Annotated in this window: 15 protein-coding genes, 1 tRNA gene, 1 riboswitch and 1 other annotated feature (1 of these 18 cut by a window edge); of the genes, 15 read left to right on the top strand and 1 reads right to left on the bottom strand. The window is 41.3% G+C overall.

Annotated elements, in window-relative coordinates:
• Nucleotides 1-17 precede the first annotated feature (17 nt).
• Nucleotides 18-197, top strand: a riboswitch (Lysine riboswitch).
• A 161-nt stretch (nucleotides 198-358) separates the two neighbouring features.
• Nucleotides 359-1588 carry an aspartate kinase gene (locus IQ19_RS16730; RefSeq protein ID WP_144543516.1) on the top strand — a complete coding sequence of 410 codons (1230 nt, stop codon included), beginning with the start codon at nucleotides 359-361 and terminating at the stop codon, nucleotides 1586-1588.
• A gap of 96 nt (nucleotides 1589-1684) precedes the next feature.
• On the opposite strand, the gene IQ19_RS16725 is transcribed toward IQ19_RS16730, so the two are convergent.
• The gene (locus tag IQ19_RS16725) at nucleotides 1685-2137 is read right to left on the bottom strand and encodes a YslB family protein (protein WP_144543515.1); all 453 of its coding nucleotides are present in this window, start codon (nucleotides 2135-2137) and stop codon (nucleotides 1685-1687) included.
• Between the two features lie 348 nt (nucleotides 2138-2485).
• Between IQ19_RS16725 and IQ19_RS16720 the strand changes: the two genes are divergently transcribed.
• The 14 genes from IQ19_RS16720 (at nucleotide 2486) to ilvE (ending at nucleotide 15882) form a co-directional block, all read left to right on the top strand.
• Nucleotides 2486-3094, top strand: coding sequence for a succinate dehydrogenase cytochrome b558 subunit (locus IQ19_RS16720; protein ID WP_144543514.1), 609 nt, complete (start codon nucleotides 2486-2488; stop codon nucleotides 3092-3094).
• 227 nt (nucleotides 3095-3321) lie between these two features.
• On the top strand, nucleotides 3322-5082 hold the full coding sequence (sdhA, locus tag IQ19_RS16715) for a succinate dehydrogenase flavoprotein subunit (RefSeq protein WP_110067897.1): 1761 nt from the start codon (nucleotides 3322-3324) through the stop codon (nucleotides 5080-5082).
• 3 nt (nucleotides 5083-5085) lie between these two features.
• A complete protein-coding gene (sdhB, locus tag IQ19_RS16710) occupies nucleotides 5086-5853 on the top strand; it encodes a succinate dehydrogenase iron-sulfur subunit (RefSeq protein WP_110067898.1) in 768 nt (255 codons plus the stop codon).
• 422 nt (nucleotides 5854-6275) lie between these two features.
• Nucleotides 6276-6740: an acyl-CoA thioesterase gene (locus IQ19_RS16705; protein ID WP_144543513.1), complete on the top strand. Its 465-nt coding sequence runs from the start codon at nucleotides 6276-6278 to the stop codon at nucleotides 6738-6740.
• A gap of 146 nt (nucleotides 6741-6886) precedes the next feature.
• On the top strand, nucleotides 6887-7111 hold the full coding sequence (locus tag IQ19_RS16700; protein WP_009333184.1) for a helix-turn-helix domain-containing protein: 225 nt from the start codon (nucleotides 6887-6889) through the stop codon (nucleotides 7109-7111).
• 179 nt (nucleotides 7112-7290) lie between these two features.
• Nucleotides 7291-7749 (top strand): MarR family winged helix-turn-helix transcriptional regulator, encoded by a 459-nt coding sequence (locus tag IQ19_RS16695; protein ID WP_144543512.1) that lies wholly within the window; start codon nucleotides 7291-7293, stop codon nucleotides 7747-7749.
• Nucleotides 7750-7759: 10 nt separating this feature from the next.
• Complete coding sequence (gene racE, locus IQ19_RS16690; protein ID WP_144543511.1) at nucleotides 7760-8554, top strand: glutamate racemase; 795 nt, start codon at nucleotides 7760-7762, stop codon at nucleotides 8552-8554.
• Nucleotides 8555-8697: 143 nt separating this feature from the next.
• Nucleotides 8698-10842 carry a DNA helicase RecQ gene (recQ, locus tag IQ19_RS16685; protein ID WP_144543510.1) on the top strand — a complete coding sequence of 715 codons (2145 nt, stop codon included), beginning with the start codon at nucleotides 8698-8700 and terminating at the stop codon, nucleotides 10840-10842.
• A 326-nt stretch (nucleotides 10843-11168) separates the two neighbouring features.
• Nucleotides 11169-12242, top strand: a complete 1074-nt coding sequence (locus IQ19_RS16680) for a GerMN domain-containing protein (protein WP_144543509.1) — start codon at nucleotides 11169-11171, stop codon at nucleotides 12240-12242.
• 207 nt (nucleotides 12243-12449) lie between these two features.
• A complete protein-coding gene (gene rph / locus IQ19_RS16675; RefSeq protein ID WP_144543508.1) occupies nucleotides 12450-13220 on the top strand; it encodes a ribonuclease PH in 771 nt (256 codons plus the stop codon).
• 1 nt (nucleotide 13221) lies between these two features.
• Nucleotides 13222-13833, top strand: a complete 612-nt coding sequence (locus IQ19_RS16670; RefSeq protein ID WP_144543507.1) for an XTP/dITP diphosphatase — start codon at nucleotides 13222-13224, stop codon at nucleotides 13831-13833.
• Nucleotides 13830-14348, top strand: coding sequence for a metallophosphoesterase (locus IQ19_RS16665; RefSeq protein WP_144543506.1), 519 nt, complete (start codon nucleotides 13830-13832; stop codon nucleotides 14346-14348). The genes IQ19_RS16670 and IQ19_RS16665 overlap by 4 nt, the downstream gene beginning before the upstream one ends.
• A 144-nt stretch (nucleotides 14349-14492) precedes the next feature.
• Nucleotides 14493-14569 (top strand) — tRNA-Arg (locus IQ19_RS16660).
• A 410-nt stretch (nucleotides 14570-14979) separates the two neighbouring features.
• Nucleotides 14980-15882 (top strand): branched-chain-amino-acid transaminase, encoded by a 903-nt coding sequence (gene ilvE, locus IQ19_RS16655; RefSeq protein ID WP_144543505.1) that lies wholly within the window; start codon nucleotides 14980-14982, stop codon nucleotides 15880-15882.
• Between the two features lie 19 nt (nucleotides 15883-15901).
• Nucleotides 15902-16034 (top strand) — a binding site (T-box leader); it runs 127 nt beyond the window's last position.

Genomic DNA, 16034 nt, shown 5'->3' with positions numbered 1-16034 from the left:
TTTGAACAACATCGTTAAGTGAAGGTAGAGGTGCGAACTTCATCAGTAAGAGCTTGGAGAAGAATGAGCTTCCGTGAAAAGCTTTGAAAGGGAATGTTTGCCGAAGTGGAGAAAATCTCATCATTTTCTTTGCTGGTTCTGCATTGAATAAATGCAGGATTGTCAGGGCTATGCCGTCCTGGAGAGCTATCTCACTGTGTTTGCTCACTTTTATACATTTGGCTGCACAGCAATGGGATAGTATATCTCATTGCTTTTTTTATTGCCAAAAAAACGGAAGTAAACTGGTAAAGGGTAATTTACATAGGGACGGCAAACAATACAATACAACAAGATTGTTTAGAAAGAAGGGGAAATTGTGGGAATCATTGTGCAAAAATTCGGGGGCACCTCCGTTGGCACTGTTGATCGAATTCAAAATGTAGCCAATCGGGTGATTGAAGAAAAGAAAAGAGGAAATGATGTCGTTGTGGTGGTTTCAGCCATGGGGAAAACGACAGATCAGCTAGTCGGTATGGCAAGGGAGATTTCTCCTGCTCCAAATAAACGGGAAATGGACATGCTGCTTACAACCGGTGAACAAGTGACCATTTCTTTGCTGGCCATGGCTTTAGGTGCGAAAGGGCACCCTGCTGTTTCATTTACAGGCTGGCAGGCAGGGATTAAGACTGAGCCTGTCCACGGGAATGCAAGGATATTGGACATTGATACAGGTAAAATCCAGACAGAACTGCAACAAGGAAACATTGTCATTGTTGCCGGATTCCAGGGGATGACAGAAGATGGTGCGATTACTACATTGGGCCGCGGAGGATCGGATACAACCGCAGTTGCATTGGCGGCTGCACTTAAAGCGGATAAGTGTGATATATATACCGATGTAACTGGGGTATTTACAACCGATCCGCGGTATATAAAAAATGCAAGAAAGCTTTATTCCGTGTCCTATGATGAAATGCTTGAACTGGCAAATTTAGGGGCGGGCGTCCTTCATCCAAGAGCCGTAGAATTTGCGAAAAACTATGGACTTCCGCTTGAAGTGCGTTCAAGCCTTGAAAAGGAATCCGGAACAATTATTGAGGAGGAAGTAAAGATGGAACAAAACTTAGTCGTGCGCGGTGTAGCATTTGAAGATGATATTACAAGGGTGACAATTCTCGGCCTTCCTAATTCACTTACTGGCTTATCTACCATCTTCTCAGCACTTGCTAAAAATCACATCAATGTTGACATCATTATTCAAAGTATGACAGAAGCACAAACGACCAACCTGTCATTCTCGATCAAAAATGAAGATCTGACTGATACTGTGAAGGTATTGGAAAAGAACAGGGACAGTTTAAATTACGATCGCATTGAATGGGAGTCGGGCCTCGCAAAAGTTTCGATTGTCGGATCAGGCATGATTTCCAATCCGGGTGTGGCAGCAGAAATGTTTGAAGTGCTTTCAGCTAATGAAATTCAGGTGAAAATGGTAAGCACATCAGAAATAAAGGTTTCTGCTGTTGTAGAAAACGGCAAAATGCTTGAAGCAGTGGATGCATTGCATAATGCCTTCCAGCTGTCCGATTCCGCAGTAAAAGCTTAAAACAAATAAGTCTGAAAAATTTGCTTTTCAGGGTCTGGAAAAAACAAAAAGCTTTCAAAAGGAAGTTTTTGAAAGCTTTTTGTCCTACATATGAAATCACACGGAAGCATCTTTTTTATCCCATTTTACAGTGATTTGGATTTTGCCGGTTTTTTTGCGGGGATGTTCAAAGGCTTCACAAATGACATCCTTCTGAAATTCTATTTGCTGGGCTATAAATCCGGCTTCAAGTTGAAAGGTGCAGCCATCATTGTTTTTGCATCGGTCGGCGATCAGGTGGCTGGATAATTCCATTTCAATTTCGTTTTTCGTTTCATTTTTAATGGAGAGGTTTCCCCAGCCGGCGTTTTGAAAAAACTCGGCAATATGTTCGGCTGATCCAAGAGGATATTTGCGAGCAAGCCTTTTGCCGGCCCAATATAAAATTTCCGGTGCTTCAGTGCCTAATAGGTCATGCAGCAGTACCTCCCGGATGAGTTCGTATCCAAATACCGGGACTGACTGTATGTTACCTTCATTAGTGGATTTCGCAGATGCTAATTCGCTCAATAGTCTCCCCTCTTTCTATTATTCTATTATATACAATATGCAGAGGGTTTTAATATCCATTCCAGAAAAAATAGAACCATTTGCACAAAAAAAATTACTATTTTAATATATTGGGGCTATTTAATTAAGAGATGTAGAAAGCAGGATATTGACTGTTTTAAAGCATTTAATATTTTTTAAAAATTTTATTAATATGGAACATTTTATGTATACGTTTTCTTGACGCTCTATTATCTTGGGAGTAAAATGGACATGTCACATAATTGTAAGAAAATGAATAACATTTTCGAGATGATGTCCTGAGCGGGGGCTCAGCATCATTTTTTACAAATCAGGGGGGGAAAGTTTATGGCAGGTAATCGAGAGTTTTTTAATCGCAGATTGCATTCATTACTTGGGGTTATACCGGTTGGACTGTTTTTGGTTCAGCACCTTGTAGTGAACCATTTTGCAACAGGGGGAGAGGAATCATTTAATAATGCTGCGCATTTTATGGAGAGTCTTCCATTCAGGATTTTCCTTGAAACGTTCGTTATTTATTTACCTTTGTTGTTCCATGCAATTTATGGCCTTTATATTGCTTTTACTGCGAAAAATAATACGAGCAGATTTGGATTCTTCCGCAACTGGATGTTCATGCTCCAGCGTGTAACTGGTGTAATCACCTTGGTGTTTGTCGCTTGGCATGTATGGGAAACACGTGTAGCGGCTGCATTTGGAGCAGAAGTTAACTTCCAGATGATGGAGAACATCTTATCAAATCCATTTATGTTCTGGTTCTATATTATTGGTGTTATTTCTGCGATTTTCCACTTCGCCAATGGCCTTTGGTCATTCCTTGTAAGCTGGGGAATTACAGTATCGCCTCGTTCTCAGGTCATTTCAACTTATGTAACGATCGGTATTTTTATTGCACTTTCTATTGTTGGCGTACGTGCGCTTACAGCATTCATTTAATAGACATTAAAAGACTATCAGACTAGGGTCGGAAAATAAAAGATAAGAAAATATAAGAAGTTAGGCAGCTGTCTAGCTCCACAAGGAAAAGCTGCGGCAGCATAGTCAGCAAACATCTAAAAGCGATAGCTTTTAGGCGGAGGCGACATCGGCTCGAGGGAATTGTCGCAAAAAAAAGCGGGCGCCTTGCGCTTTTCTTAGTACTAGGATTAAGGGAGTGAGTCACGATGGGTAAAGGAAAGGTTATAGTTGTCGGCGGTGGATTAGCCGGTTTGATGGCGACAATTAAAGTTGCAGAATCAGGGACTCCGGTTGAATTATTTTCTTTAGTGCCGGTTAAACGTTCTCACTCTGTTTGTGCCCAGGGCGGTATTAACGGAGCGGTAAATACAAAAGGAGAAGGAGATTCTCCTTGGATTCATTTTGACGATACAATCTATGGCGGTGACTTCTTGGCAAACCAGCCGCCTGTTAAAGCAATGGCAGAAGCTGCACCAGGCATTATTCATTTATTTGACCGTATGGGTGTTATGTTTAACCGTACACCTGAAGGATTGCTTGATTTCCGCCGCTTTGGTGGAACACAGCATCACCGTACAGCATTCGCTGGTGCCACGACTGGCCAGCAGCTGCTTTATGCGATGGACGAGCAGGTCCGCCGCCATGAAGTTGCCGGTTTGGTAACAAAGTATGAAGGATGGGAATTCTTAGGGGTAGTTATCGATGACGATGGAGCTTGTAAAGGTGTCGTTGCCCAGAACCTGACTTCAATGGAAATCAAGTCATTTGCTGCAGATGCTGTTATTATGGCGTCTGGCGGACCTGGAATCATTTTTGGTAAATCAACTAACTCTGTCATTAACACTGGCTCAGCTGCTTCGATTGTTTATCAGCAAGGTGTTTATTATGCAAATGGAGAATTTATTCAAATTCATCCAACAGCCATTCCGGGAGATGATAAGCTCCGCCTTATGAGTGAATCAGCCCGCGGTGAAGGTGGACGAGTTTGGACATATAAAGACGGTAAGCCTTGGTACTTCCTTGAGGAGAAATATCCTGCTTATGGAAACCTGGTACCTCGTGATATTGCAACACGTGAAATCTTTGACGTGTGCGTTAACCAAAAACTTGGGATTAATGGGGAGAACATGGTTTACCTGGATCTATCCCATAAAGACCCTAAAGAACTTGATATCAAACTTGGTGGAATCATTGAAATTTATGAGAAATTCCAGGGAGAAGATCCTCGTAAAGTTCCAATGAAAATCTTCCCGGCTGTCCACTATTCTATGGGTGGACTGTGGGTTGATTATGATCAAATGACAAATATTCCTGGATTGTTTGCTGCAGGTGAATGTGATTATTCTCAGCACGGTGCAAACCGTTTAGGTGCCAACTCACTTCTTTCAGCCATTTATGGCGGTATGGTTGCAGGCCCTAATGCAGTTAAATACATCAGCGGCTTGGATAAGAGTGCCGAGGATCTTCCTTCATCATTATTTGATCGTTATGTTAAACAGGAAGAAGAAAAGTGGAACAATATTATGTCTCTTGATGGCACAGAGAATGCTTATGTCCTTCATAAGGAGCTTGGCGAATGGATGACTGATAATGTAACAGTTGTACGTCATAATGACAGGCTTTTAAAAACGGATGAAAAAATTGTCGAGCTTATGGAGCGATATAAGAACATCAATATTAACGATACAGCGAAGTGGAGCAACCAGGGTGCGAGCTTTACCCGTCAATTGCAGAATATGCTTCAATTGGCACGCGTTATTACAATCGGTGCTTATAACCGTAATGAAAGCCGTGGTGCCCACTATAAGCCTGATTTCCCTGAACGTAACGATGAGGAATTCATGAAAACAACAATGGCGAAGTTTGTTGATGCAAATTCTGCTCCTCAATTCCATTACGAAGATATTGATGTAAGTTTAATTAAACCGCGTAAGCGTGATTATTCCAAAAAGAAAGGGGAGAATTAAGCTATGCAAGAAACCAAAACCAAAACAGTCCGATTTATTATCAGCCGACAGGATACACCTGATTCAGCCCCTTATCAGGATGAGTTTGAGCTTGAATACCGTCCAAATATGAACGTTATTTCGGCTCTTATGGAAATCCGCCGAAATCCGGTTAATGTGAAAGGCGAAAAAACTACACCAATTTCCTGGGATATGAACTGCCTTGAAGAAGTTTGCGGAGCGTGCTCTATGGTGATTAATGGTAAGCCGCGCCAGTCATGTACTGCACTCGTCGACCAGCTGGAGCAGCCAATCCGCCTTGAACCAATGCGTACTTTCCCAGTAGTCCGTGACTTGCAGGTTGACAGAAGCCGTATGTTCGATTCTTTGAAAAAAGTTAAAGCATGGATTCCGATCGACGGAACTTATGATTTGGGACCAGGGCCCCGTATGCCTGAGAGAAAACGCCAGTGGGCATATGAGCTGTCAAAATGCATGACTTGCGGAGTTTGCCTTGAAGCTTGTCCGAATGTAAACAGCAAATCCGATTTCATTGGACCAGCACCTTTATCACAAGTTCGTTTATTTAATGCTCATCCAACAGGAGAAATGAATAAAGCTGAACGCTTGGAGCAGATCATGGGTGATGGCGGACTTGCCAATTGCGGTAACTCCCAAAACTGTGTACAGTCCTGCCCGAAAGGCATTCCTTTAACAACATCCATTGCGGCACTTAACCGTGATACAACATTCCAGTCTTTCAAAAACTTCTTTGGAAGCGACCAGATCTAAACATTGTTGAGCCCCTTTCCTTTTTGGAGAGGGGTTTTTTAGGCTATATTCGTATAATTTGTTTCTTTGAGCCGCTAATTAAGTTTACCCACTGAGTTGATTGGAGTGGAAGGTGCTAATCCCGCGTAAATGCTGTCGCATTTTCTTCGTGCGGTGTTCATTCGAGGATGCTTATTCAATGTCCTACGGGAGTAGCGTACCAAGGGAAACCCCGCAGACGCGGAGCGACGAGGAGGCTCCCGGCAGCCCGTGGAAAGGGAATGCCTGCAACGGAAATCAACAGGCAGAATTAATTTTCCAAAATTAGATCAGGTGCATTATCTTTTAACTCGGTGCTGAAAGGTTTTCAAATAATTCGAAAAATAATATAATAAAATAAAACAGAGTGAATGCTCATTCATAAATAGCCGGGAGGAACCAGCATGAAAAAATTGAGCTATATTGACGATTTTAAAAAATGGGAAGAAGAATTTATTTTTTTCCATCCTATAAAAGTCCGATTTTCTGAAACAGATATGTTTGGACATTTGAACAATACCGTTCCATTCACATATTATGAAGAAGCACGGATAGAATTCTTTAAAAGCAAAGGATTTATGCAGGACTGGGTAAAGCGCGATAATAAAACCATACCAGTTGTAGCAGACCTTCAATGCGATTTTATCTGCCAGGTTTTTTTTGATGAAGAGATACAAATATATGTAAAAGCTGCTTCAATAGGAAATTCTTCGGTTGATCTTCATTATATGGGAAAGAAATTAGACGGTTCAGTTTGCTTCACCGGCAGGGGTACGATGGTGCAGATATCAAAAGTGACAGGCAAGGGTGTCCAATGGACTGAGGATATGAAAGAATTGCTTAAAAGCGGAGTTAAAGTACGAGCCTAGCGGCACAAAGGCACATTTTTGAAAATAACTTTCTCCTTTATGTAAATATAGTCACTTCAGCACTTTTGCTGACATATGATATGTTGACTAAATATATACCCATCCCGCGGTTCATAGCTGGCGAAAGGCAAGGAGGGTTACAATACTTGAAGGAGAATGAATATACTCACAAGCCGTTACTCACCAAACGAGAAAGAGAAGTATTCGAATTGTTAGTACAAGACAAAACAACAAGGGAAATCGCTGGTGAATTGTTTATAAGCGAAAAAACGGTTCGGAACCACATTTCCAATGCCATGCAAAAGCTTGGTGTAAAGGGGCGTTCACAAGCTGTTGTAGAGCTCCTTCGAATGGGAGAGCTAGAACTTTAATCTAGACCGGCTATCCTTATGGGATGCCGGTTAACACATTTATACAGGCGAATTTTCGAGCAGGTATTTATTTCTGTCTTGAAATTTGTGCTGAAAAAGGTGAAAATAAATGCACAAGGGCAAAAAATATCGTTTTTTGTATATATAAATCGTAAAAGCTGAAATGGGAGTGTTTAAAAATGAAGCTTGAAGATCTTAAAACAAATGAAATACATGATGTTGTGGCTGACATAGAAAAAGACCTAAGATACATATCCGGCATAATCAAGCAAAAGGGGCGGGAAATTTTGAGTGATTTTACTATCACACCGCCGCAATTTGTAGCTTTGCAATGGCTTTTTGAAGAAGGCGACATGACAATAGGAGAGCTATCAAACAAAATGTATCTTGCCTGCAGCACGACAACGGACCTGGTTGACCGCATGGAAAAGAATAATCTGGTTAAAAGAGTCAAAGACCCAAACGACCGAAGAGTAGTCCGCATCCAACTGTTGGAAGAAGGCGAACGGATTATTGAAGAGGTTATTAAAAAGAGGCAGGAATACTTGAAAGAGGTTCTAAAGGACTTCTCAAACGAAGAGGTATTGTACCTCAAAGATAACTTAATGAAGTTACACCAAGATATGCGCATAGAATGAGGCGGTATGTTTGAAACAACCTATAGGAATTATTGACTCCGGAGTTGGAGGCTTAACTGTCGCGAAAGAAATTATGCGGCAGCTGCCAAATGAAGATATTGTTTACCTCGGTGACACGGCCCGCTGTCCCTACGGCCCCCGCAGTGGTGAAGAGGTAAAAGCTTTTACATGGCAAATGACTCAATTTTTATTAGGGAAAAATATTAAGATGCTTGTAATTGCATGCAATACAGCTACAGCAGTAGCCCTCGAAGAAATTCGCCAGGAACTGTCCATACCTGTTATTGGTGTTATTTTTCCCGGTGCAAGAACGGCGATTAAAGTAACCCAAAACCATACGATCGGTGTAATTGGAACGGAAGGTACGGTCAAAAGCAGAGCCTATGAAAAAGCATTAATTCAGATTAACAGCAAATCCATCGTCCACAGTCTCGCATGCCCAAAGTTTGTTCCACTCGTTGAAAGCGGGGAATATGAAGGGCCTGTTGCTAAAAAAATTGTGGCGGAAACACTGCAGCTCTTAAAAGGAAGAGGAATGGATACACTTATTCTCGGGTGTACACATTATCCTCTTTTAGAACCGATTATTAAAAACGTTATGGGAAAAGACGTAAAGGTAATCAGTTCGGGTGAAGAGACAGCAAGGGAAGCCAGTACCATTCTTCATCATCACGGATTACTGAAGGAGAGTGCTGAGGAACCCGAATATAAATTTTTTACGACTGGATCTACTGCGATTTTTTCAAAAATTGCATCCAAATGGCTAAAAATACCTGTATGTAAGGCAGTGAAAATTACGCTTTAAGTTTTCAGGAAAGCCGGCTAACACCTTCTGGTTGATTTAATTCAGAAGGTGTTTTTTAATTTTTCTTTAAGGTTACAATCTAAAGAAAGCTTTGGTATCATGAAAAAAGAGATACAAAAAAATAAATTGAGTTGGTGATCGATTTGCTGGCACAAGCTGAAAAAAATTTGAATGAGTATTTTGGATACACCTCTTTCCGCCCAGGGCAAAAGGAAATTATCCAAAATATTATTGGACAAATCAATACCCTTGGAATTCTTCCGACAGGAGGCGGAAAGTCAGTCTGCTTCCAAATTCCCGCTCTTGTACTCCCCGGAACGGCCATCGTCATTTCTCCGTTAATCTCCTTAATGAAAGATCAGGTAGATGCCCTATTGACTGCCGGAATCCCTGCTGCTTATATTAACAGTTCATTGTCCGCTGATGAGTACCAAAACATAATGGCGGGAATCCGACATGGTGAATATAAGCTCGTTTATGTTGCGCCGGAACGGTTTGATTCACATGCGTTCTTAGAGCTGTTAAATGAAGTGCCTATCAGTGAGATTGTTTTTGATGAGGCACATTGCATTTCGCAATGGGGCCATGATTTCAGGCCAAGCTATCGTTCTGTTGTCAGCCAGCTTGGGAGCTTGAAACAGAACCCTGTTGTCGCTGCTTTGACAGCAACAGCGACACGGGATGTGGCGGATGATATTCGAAGGCTATTAAACATCGGCGAGGAAAATACTTTTATTACCGGTTTTGCACGGGAAAACCTTGCTTTTCAAGTAATGAAGGGTGTAAATAAAAGAGATTTTATTATTCAAAGCATTGAAAAGCACAAAAATGAAGCGGGCATCATTTATACTTCCAGCCGCAAGGAAACAGACCAGCTTTATCAATTTTTAAAAGGAAAGAGCTATTCTGTTGCGAAATACCATGCCGGTTTAAAGGAGGAAGAACGGAAAAAAGCCCAAGATGCGTTTGTTTATGATGAAGCGGAAATCATGATAGCTACAAATGCGTTTGGGATGGGGATTGATAAATCCAATGTCAGATATGTTATCCACTATAATCTGCCCCGCAATATTGAAGCCTATTATCAGGAAGCAGGAAGAGCGGGAAGAGACGGAGAGGAGAGCCTGTGCTATTTGCTGTTTGCTCCGCAGGATATTCAACTCCAAAAGTTCCTAATAGAAGAAAGCAATTTGGACCGCCAGAAAATGGAGCAGGAATACAGCAAATTAAAGGATATGGTGAATTATTGCCATACAGAAAAATGCCTTCAATCTTATATCATTGAATACTTTGATGAGAATGCCGAATCGTTCAGCTGCGGAAAATGCAGCAGCTGCTTGGATGACCGTAAAAGCATAGATATTACACAGGAAGCTTTAATGATTTTTTCGTGCATTAAACGAATGGGAGAGAGGTTCGGAATTACATTAACTGCCCAGGTTTTAAAAGGTTCCAATAATAAAAGAATCCGCGAAATGAACTTTAATCAGCTATCAACTTTCGGGCTATTAAAAAACCGTAAGGAAAAAGAGATTGCAGACATTATGAATTACCTGCTTGCTGAAGGCTTTTTAGCTTTAACGGACGGAAAGTATCCAACTGTTAAGCTCTCAGCAAATGCCATTCCGGTTTTAAAGGGACAGGAAAAAATCGCAATGAAAATAAAAGAGCCTGAGCTTATTCAGGAAACAGAAGAAAATGATGAACTATTCTCAGTTTTACGCAATTTAAGAAAGAAGCTCGCAGACAAGGAAAAAGTTCCTCCATATGTTGTATTTGCCGATACCGCATTAAAAGAAATGAGCCGCTGCTTTCCTGTTAACAAGGAAATGATGCTTAATATTAAAGGTGTAGGGCAAATGAAGTTTGATAAATATGGTGAGTGTTTTATCGACGAAATTAAAAGCTTTGTTGAGGAACATAATATTTCGCCTGTGCCTGTTAAGCCCGAAAGAACGGGAAAGGCTGAGGAACCTTTGGACGATCGCCCTAGCTATCTGATTTCATTTGAATATTATATGGAGGGGGTTCCAATCAGTGAGATTGCCAAAAAGCGAAATTTCTCAACAATAACGATCCAGGAACATATACTTCGTTCTGTAAAAGAAGGCCAAACGATTGATTGGTCTGAAATTTTTGATGATGGAGAAGAACAGCTTGTCTTGAAAGCAGTGGACAAAGTCGGAAAGGACAAGCTTAAACCGATTAAGGAAGAACTTCCTGAAGAATTCGATTATTTTACAATAAAAGCTGTGCTCGTTAAGAACGAGCTGCAGGAACAAAAATAGTAAAAGAGAGAGAAGCTCCAGTTTGGGGCTTCTTTTTGTGTGACTGCTATTTTTGCAGTTTTGGTTTTTTAAATTTACTTTTTTGCTAAACCTAACGGGGAGGAGAATCAAGCTGGGGCGAGGCATTGAGATTGGAAGAGCCGAAGCTCACGTAGGTTGTAAGTGGGGATTCTTAAGATTGAAATTGACGGCGGTTGTCTTTGCCCGAACCATTCGGTTTGTCCAAATTTGTCAAAAATCTATTAACACTTTTCTTCAGAAAGGCGGTCTAAATTACAGATAGGCTCGTATACATGTAGTACAAACTGTCTCAGGGGGGATTAAATATGTCTATAAATAAAAAAACGACTATAGTTTCAGCCGTTCTCGTTTCATCAGTTTTATTATCAGGGTGCGGATTATTTGGAAGCCAGGGAAAGGAAAAGGTAGATCCGCCAAAAGCCGTAACGTATTCGGATGAAGGAGAAAATGTAGCTGAAGAAACAAATGGCACAGAAACGGAAACAGCAGAGAACGAAGAGGGTGTTGTAGCAAATATTCAAACAGAGCTTTATTTAATTGATAAAAATGGCTATGTTGTGCCCCAGACGCTGGAGCTTCCGAAAACAAATTCTGTTGCTACACAGGCATTGGAATACTTGGTAGAAAACGGGCCAGTAACCGACCTGCTTCCTAACGACTTCAGAGCTGTCCTTCCAGCAGATACAAAGGTTTCAGTCAATATTAAGGATAAAGTTGCTACTGTGGACTTTTCCAAAGAATTTCAGGAATACGCTCCTGAAGATGAAATGAAAATTCTAGAATCTGTTACATGGACGCTGACGCAATTTGATTCCATTGATAAAGTGAAGCTGTCTTTGAACGGGCATGAATTAAAAGAAATGCCTGTAAATGGAACACCGATTGCTGCATCATTAAGCAGAACCAATGGAATTAACATGGATACTGCAGAAGTAGTAGACATAACGAATACAAAACCGGTTACAGTTTATTACCTTGGCGGAGATGAAGAAAACTATTATTATGTTCCTGTCACGAAACGTGTCAGCAATAAAATGGACAACAATGTGGAAGCTGTTGTAAACGAATTGGTTAAAGGGCCAAACTATGCTTCCAAACTGGTAACAGACTTCCTGCCGGATGTTCAGCTGCTTGAAGATCCTAAGGTGGAGGACGGAAAAGTAACTCTTAACTTTAATGAAAATGTGTTCAGCAGCTTTGAAGAGAAAATTATCTCCCAGCATCTGTTGAATGCCCTTGTCCTCTCTTTAACTGAACAAAAAGGAATCGAGAGCGTTGCTGTCACAGTTGATGGCAAAGCAGAAATTGTAAATGAGAACGGGGAAAAGTTAACAGAGCCAGTCACACGGCCTGAAAATGTGAATACAGGAAGTTTTTAAAAAAGCGGATTTTGTTATACTATATAGTAACAGGAAAAAGAGGTAGGCGTTTATTGCCGCCTCTTCTTTGTTGGAGAAAAGCGGATTGCCAAGTTAGAATGGCAACTCCATTTAAAGATTACATATCTTTTATGCATAGCAGGGCAGTTGTCCTGCTAAAGACAAATCAATGGATATCCATACGGAAATTAAAGGGGGAATCAGCTCATGCGTGCAGATGGACGTGAACCAGAGCAGCTAAGGCCTATACATATTGAAACAGATTACTTAAAGCATCCTGAAGGCTCTGTCCTTATTACAGTAGGAGATACAAAGGTGATTTGTACGGCTAGTATCGATGAGAGGGTACCGCCATTTATGAGGGGACAGGGAAAAGGATGGATAACAGCTGAGTATTCGATGCTGCCAAGAGCTACAGAACAGAGAAACATCAGAGAAGCAGCAAAAGGAAAAATTACCGGAAGAACAATGGAAATCCAGCGTCTGATCGGGCGTGCCCTCCGTGCAGTTGTCGATTTGGAGGCACTTGGAGAAAGGACTGTCTGGCTGGATTGCGACGTAATACAGGCGGACGGAGGCACACGGACAGCATCTATTACAGGTGCATTCATTGCAATGGCACAGGCAATGGACAAGCTTTACAGCAATAAAAAGCTTCCACAATATCCTGTAAATGATTTTCTTGCTGCTACCAGTGTAGGAATACTTGATAATAAGCATGCGGCAGTAGACTTGAATTATATTGAGGACTCTTCAGCACAAGTGGACATGAATGTGGTTATGACGGGCAACGGAGAATTTGTAGAACTTCAAGGTACAGGGGAAGAGGCGACATTTTCTTATACACAGCTTCAGGAATTATTAAGTGCTGCACAAGGAGGTATCTCAAAGCTGTTTGAACACCAGAAGGCTGCCCTTGGAGAGAAAATCACAACAAGCATTAATAACAAAAGAGAAAAGCTGGAGGGGAAGGCGTAGAATGCAAGAAGTTATAATCGCAACTAAAAATGCAGGCAAAGCCAAGGAGTTTGAACGGATGTTCAAACCTCTTGGCTATGAGGTCAAAACTTTATTGGACTATCCAGACTTTCCTGAAGTTGAAGAAACCGGCACCACCTTTGAAGAGAATGCCATTTTAAAAGCTGAAACTGTTTCCAAAGCGTTCAAAAGAATGGTCATTGCCGATGATTCCGGACTGATGATAGACGCGCTTGAGGGCAGACCTGGCATTTATTCTGCGCGGTATGCGGGTGAAGAAAAAGACGACCAGAAAAACATGGACAAAGTTTTGAAGGAGATGGAAAACACACCCGATAACAGCCGCCAGGCGAGATTTTACTGCGCTCTGGCAATTGCTGCACCTGGGAAAGAAGCATTAACAGTTGCAGGGACTTGCGAGGGCTTCATTTTAAGAGAAAAAAGAGGTGCTCATGGGTTTGGCTATGATCCTATTTTCTTAGTGGAGGAGAAAAGAAAAGCGATGGCGGAGCTAAAGCCTGAAGAAAAAAGCCAAATCAGCCATCGTGCAAAGGCACTTAATAAGCTGGAAGAGCTGCTCCCTTCTTATCTTTCAGGAGATGAAAAAGCATGAAAATCCTTATCCTAAGCGACAGCCACGGACTAACTTCCGAACTCAAGCAAATCCGTGACCAACATACTGGCATGGATCTTTTGATTCATTGCGGAGATTCTGAACTGCAGGCTGAGGACGAATCTATTAAAGGGTATACTGTTGTAAGGGGAAATTGTGACTTTGAGGCAGCGTTCCCGGAAGATCGTGTTGAAGAAGTTGGAGGGCTGCGCCTATTTGTTACACATGGCCATAGCTACTCGGTAAAGTCTACCCTGGTGAACCTCTCATACCGCGCACGCGAAATGGAAGCGGATATTGTATGTTTTGGGCATTCTCATTATCTGGGAGCTGAAATGGTTGATAACACCTTATTTATTAATCCCGGAAGCATCAGGCTGCCAAGGGGGATAAGAGAAAAAACATATATAATTCTGGAGGCTAAGGAAAGAGATATCATCCTGGATGTTTATGATACAGCCACAGGGAAAATTCCCGAACTGTCTCAAAAATTTTCACTGGCAAAAAAGCAATAACTTGAATATAATAACTGAGGGGAGCTATGCTTCCCTCGAATAAAAATATTTTTTAATAAAGTGTTGACTTTGGTTTGTTTGTCTAATATAATAAAACTTGTCTTTGAGATAATCTTTCTCGAAACTTTAGTTATTATTTTATATGTCCCAGTAGCTCAGCAGGATAGAGCAACGGCCTTCTAAGCCGTCGGTCGGGAGTTCGAATCTCTCCTGGGACGCCATTTACACACCTAGCAACACTACATATCTTACCGAATTTTACTCACCTTTTAGGTGAGTTTTTTTGTTCCGCGAAAAGCCTTCACTTTACTCCCGAAAAGGTATCTGCAATCCCCTCTGCTAAGAAAATTTTCAAAAAAATTTTGTCCCAAAGAATGTGAATATATCAACAATGTAAGCGGATACAAAAAAACTAACAAATCTAAATTATCAAATAATTCATAAAAGGGTGTTGACGGCTGTTAAAAATGGGCGTAAGATAGTCCTCAATATAAGAAATTAAAACCTGAATTGAACAGAATCGCAAAAGCAAAAATAAAATTTTCGGCAATAAAATTTGCAGATTTTTTTAACCTAAAAATTCAATGGTTTAAAGTGTTAAATTATTTGTATTAAGTGAGAGGTGTTTTTCGTGCCTGAACAGTGGATCTTTTTAAACGGAGAATTCGTCACAAAAGATAACGCGAAAATTTCTGTTTATGACCATGGTTTTCTATATGGCGATGGTGTTTTTGAAGGTATCAGGGTATATAGCGGAAATATTTTTAGAATGAAGGAGCATATGGATCGCCTGTATCGATCAGCAAAGTCAATTATGCTCAATATTCCCTATATACAAGAAGAGTTCACTGACCTGGTGGTAAAAACGGTTGAACGAAACCGGCATGAAAGTGCTTATATTCGAATAGTGGTGTCTAGAGGAGTCGGCGATCTTGGGCTGGACCCTAACAACTGCAGGGGGGCCAATGTTGTAATCATTGTAGAGCCTTTGGCCATATTCCCTAAACACCTTTACGAAACAGGATTGGAAATTGTAACAGTTGCAACCCGGCGAAACAGACCCGATGTTTTAAGTCCAAAAGTAAAATCCTTGAACTATCTGAATAATATTCTTGTCAAAATTGAAGCCCGATTGGCCAATGTAAATGAAGCATTAATGCTAAATGATCAAGGCTATGTGGCGGAAGGCTCAGCAGATAATGTATTTATTATAAAGGACGGGGTATTCTACACTCCTCCTGGATATATTGGAGCGCTGGAAGGAATCACAAGAAACGCTGTTATCGATATAGCGAGAGAGCAAGGATATGAAGTGAAGGAAGAACCCTTTACAAGGCATGATGTTTACACAGCTGACGAAGTTTTCTTAACCGGCACGGCCGCGGAAGTCATCGCAGTTGTAAAAGTGGATGGCCGGCCAATCGGCAACGGCGTCCCTGGAAGCTATACCAAACATCTCCTGGAGAAATTCAGGGAGCGGGTTGTGGCAGAAGGGGTTAAGGTAATCTCTCAAGCAGCTCCGCATGTAAGCTGACAAAGGATTTAAACAAATAGGAAAAGCGTGGAAGAGGATAAGTAGTTTTATGACAAGGCGTTCACAGAGAGCCGGAGCTGCTGAAAACCGGCAATGCCCTCATAAAATGAACTCACCTCGGAGCGCAGGCCTGAAAGATGATTATCAAGTAG

It is taken from the genome of Cytobacillus oceanisediminis, assembly GCF_007830235.1.
Taxonomy (GTDB): domain Bacteria; phylum Bacillota; class Bacilli; order Bacillales; family Cytobacillaceae; genus Cytobacillus; species Cytobacillus oceanisediminis.
This window is presented reverse-complemented; position numbering and strand designations above follow the sequence as displayed.

Excerpts from the sequence above, each read along its gene's own strand:
- IQ19_RS16705 (WP_144543513.1), top strand. The coding sequence starts at position 6,276 with ATGAAAAAATTGAGCTATATTGACGATTTTAAAAAATGGGAAGAAGAA.
- IQ19_RS16680 (WP_144543509.1), top strand. The coding sequence starts at position 11,169 with ATGTCTATAAATAAAAAAACGACTATAGTTTCAGCCGTTCTCGTTTCA.
- IQ19_RS16670 (WP_144543507.1), top strand. The coding sequence starts at position 13,222 with ATGCAAGAAGTTATAATCGCAACTAAAAATGCAGGCAAAGCCAAGGAG.
- rph (WP_144543508.1), top strand. The coding sequence starts at position 12,450 with ATGCGTGCAGATGGACGTGAACCAGAGCAGCTAAGGCCTATACATATT.
- IQ19_RS16695 (WP_144543512.1), top strand. The coding sequence starts at position 7,291 with ATGAAGCTTGAAGATCTTAAAACAAATGAAATACATGATGTTGTGGCT.
- IQ19_RS16665 (WP_144543506.1), top strand. The coding sequence starts at position 13,830 with ATGAAAATCCTTATCCTAAGCGACAGCCACGGACTAACTTCCGAACTC.
- sdhB (WP_110067898.1), top strand. The coding sequence starts at position 5,086 with ATGCAAGAAACCAAAACCAAAACAGTCCGATTTATTATCAGCCGACAG.
- IQ19_RS16720 (WP_144543514.1), top strand. The coding sequence starts at position 2,486 with ATGGCAGGTAATCGAGAGTTTTTTAATCGCAGATTGCATTCATTACTT.
- sdhA (WP_110067897.1), top strand. The coding sequence starts at position 3,322 with ATGGGTAAAGGAAAGGTTATAGTTGTCGGCGGTGGATTAGCCGGTTTG.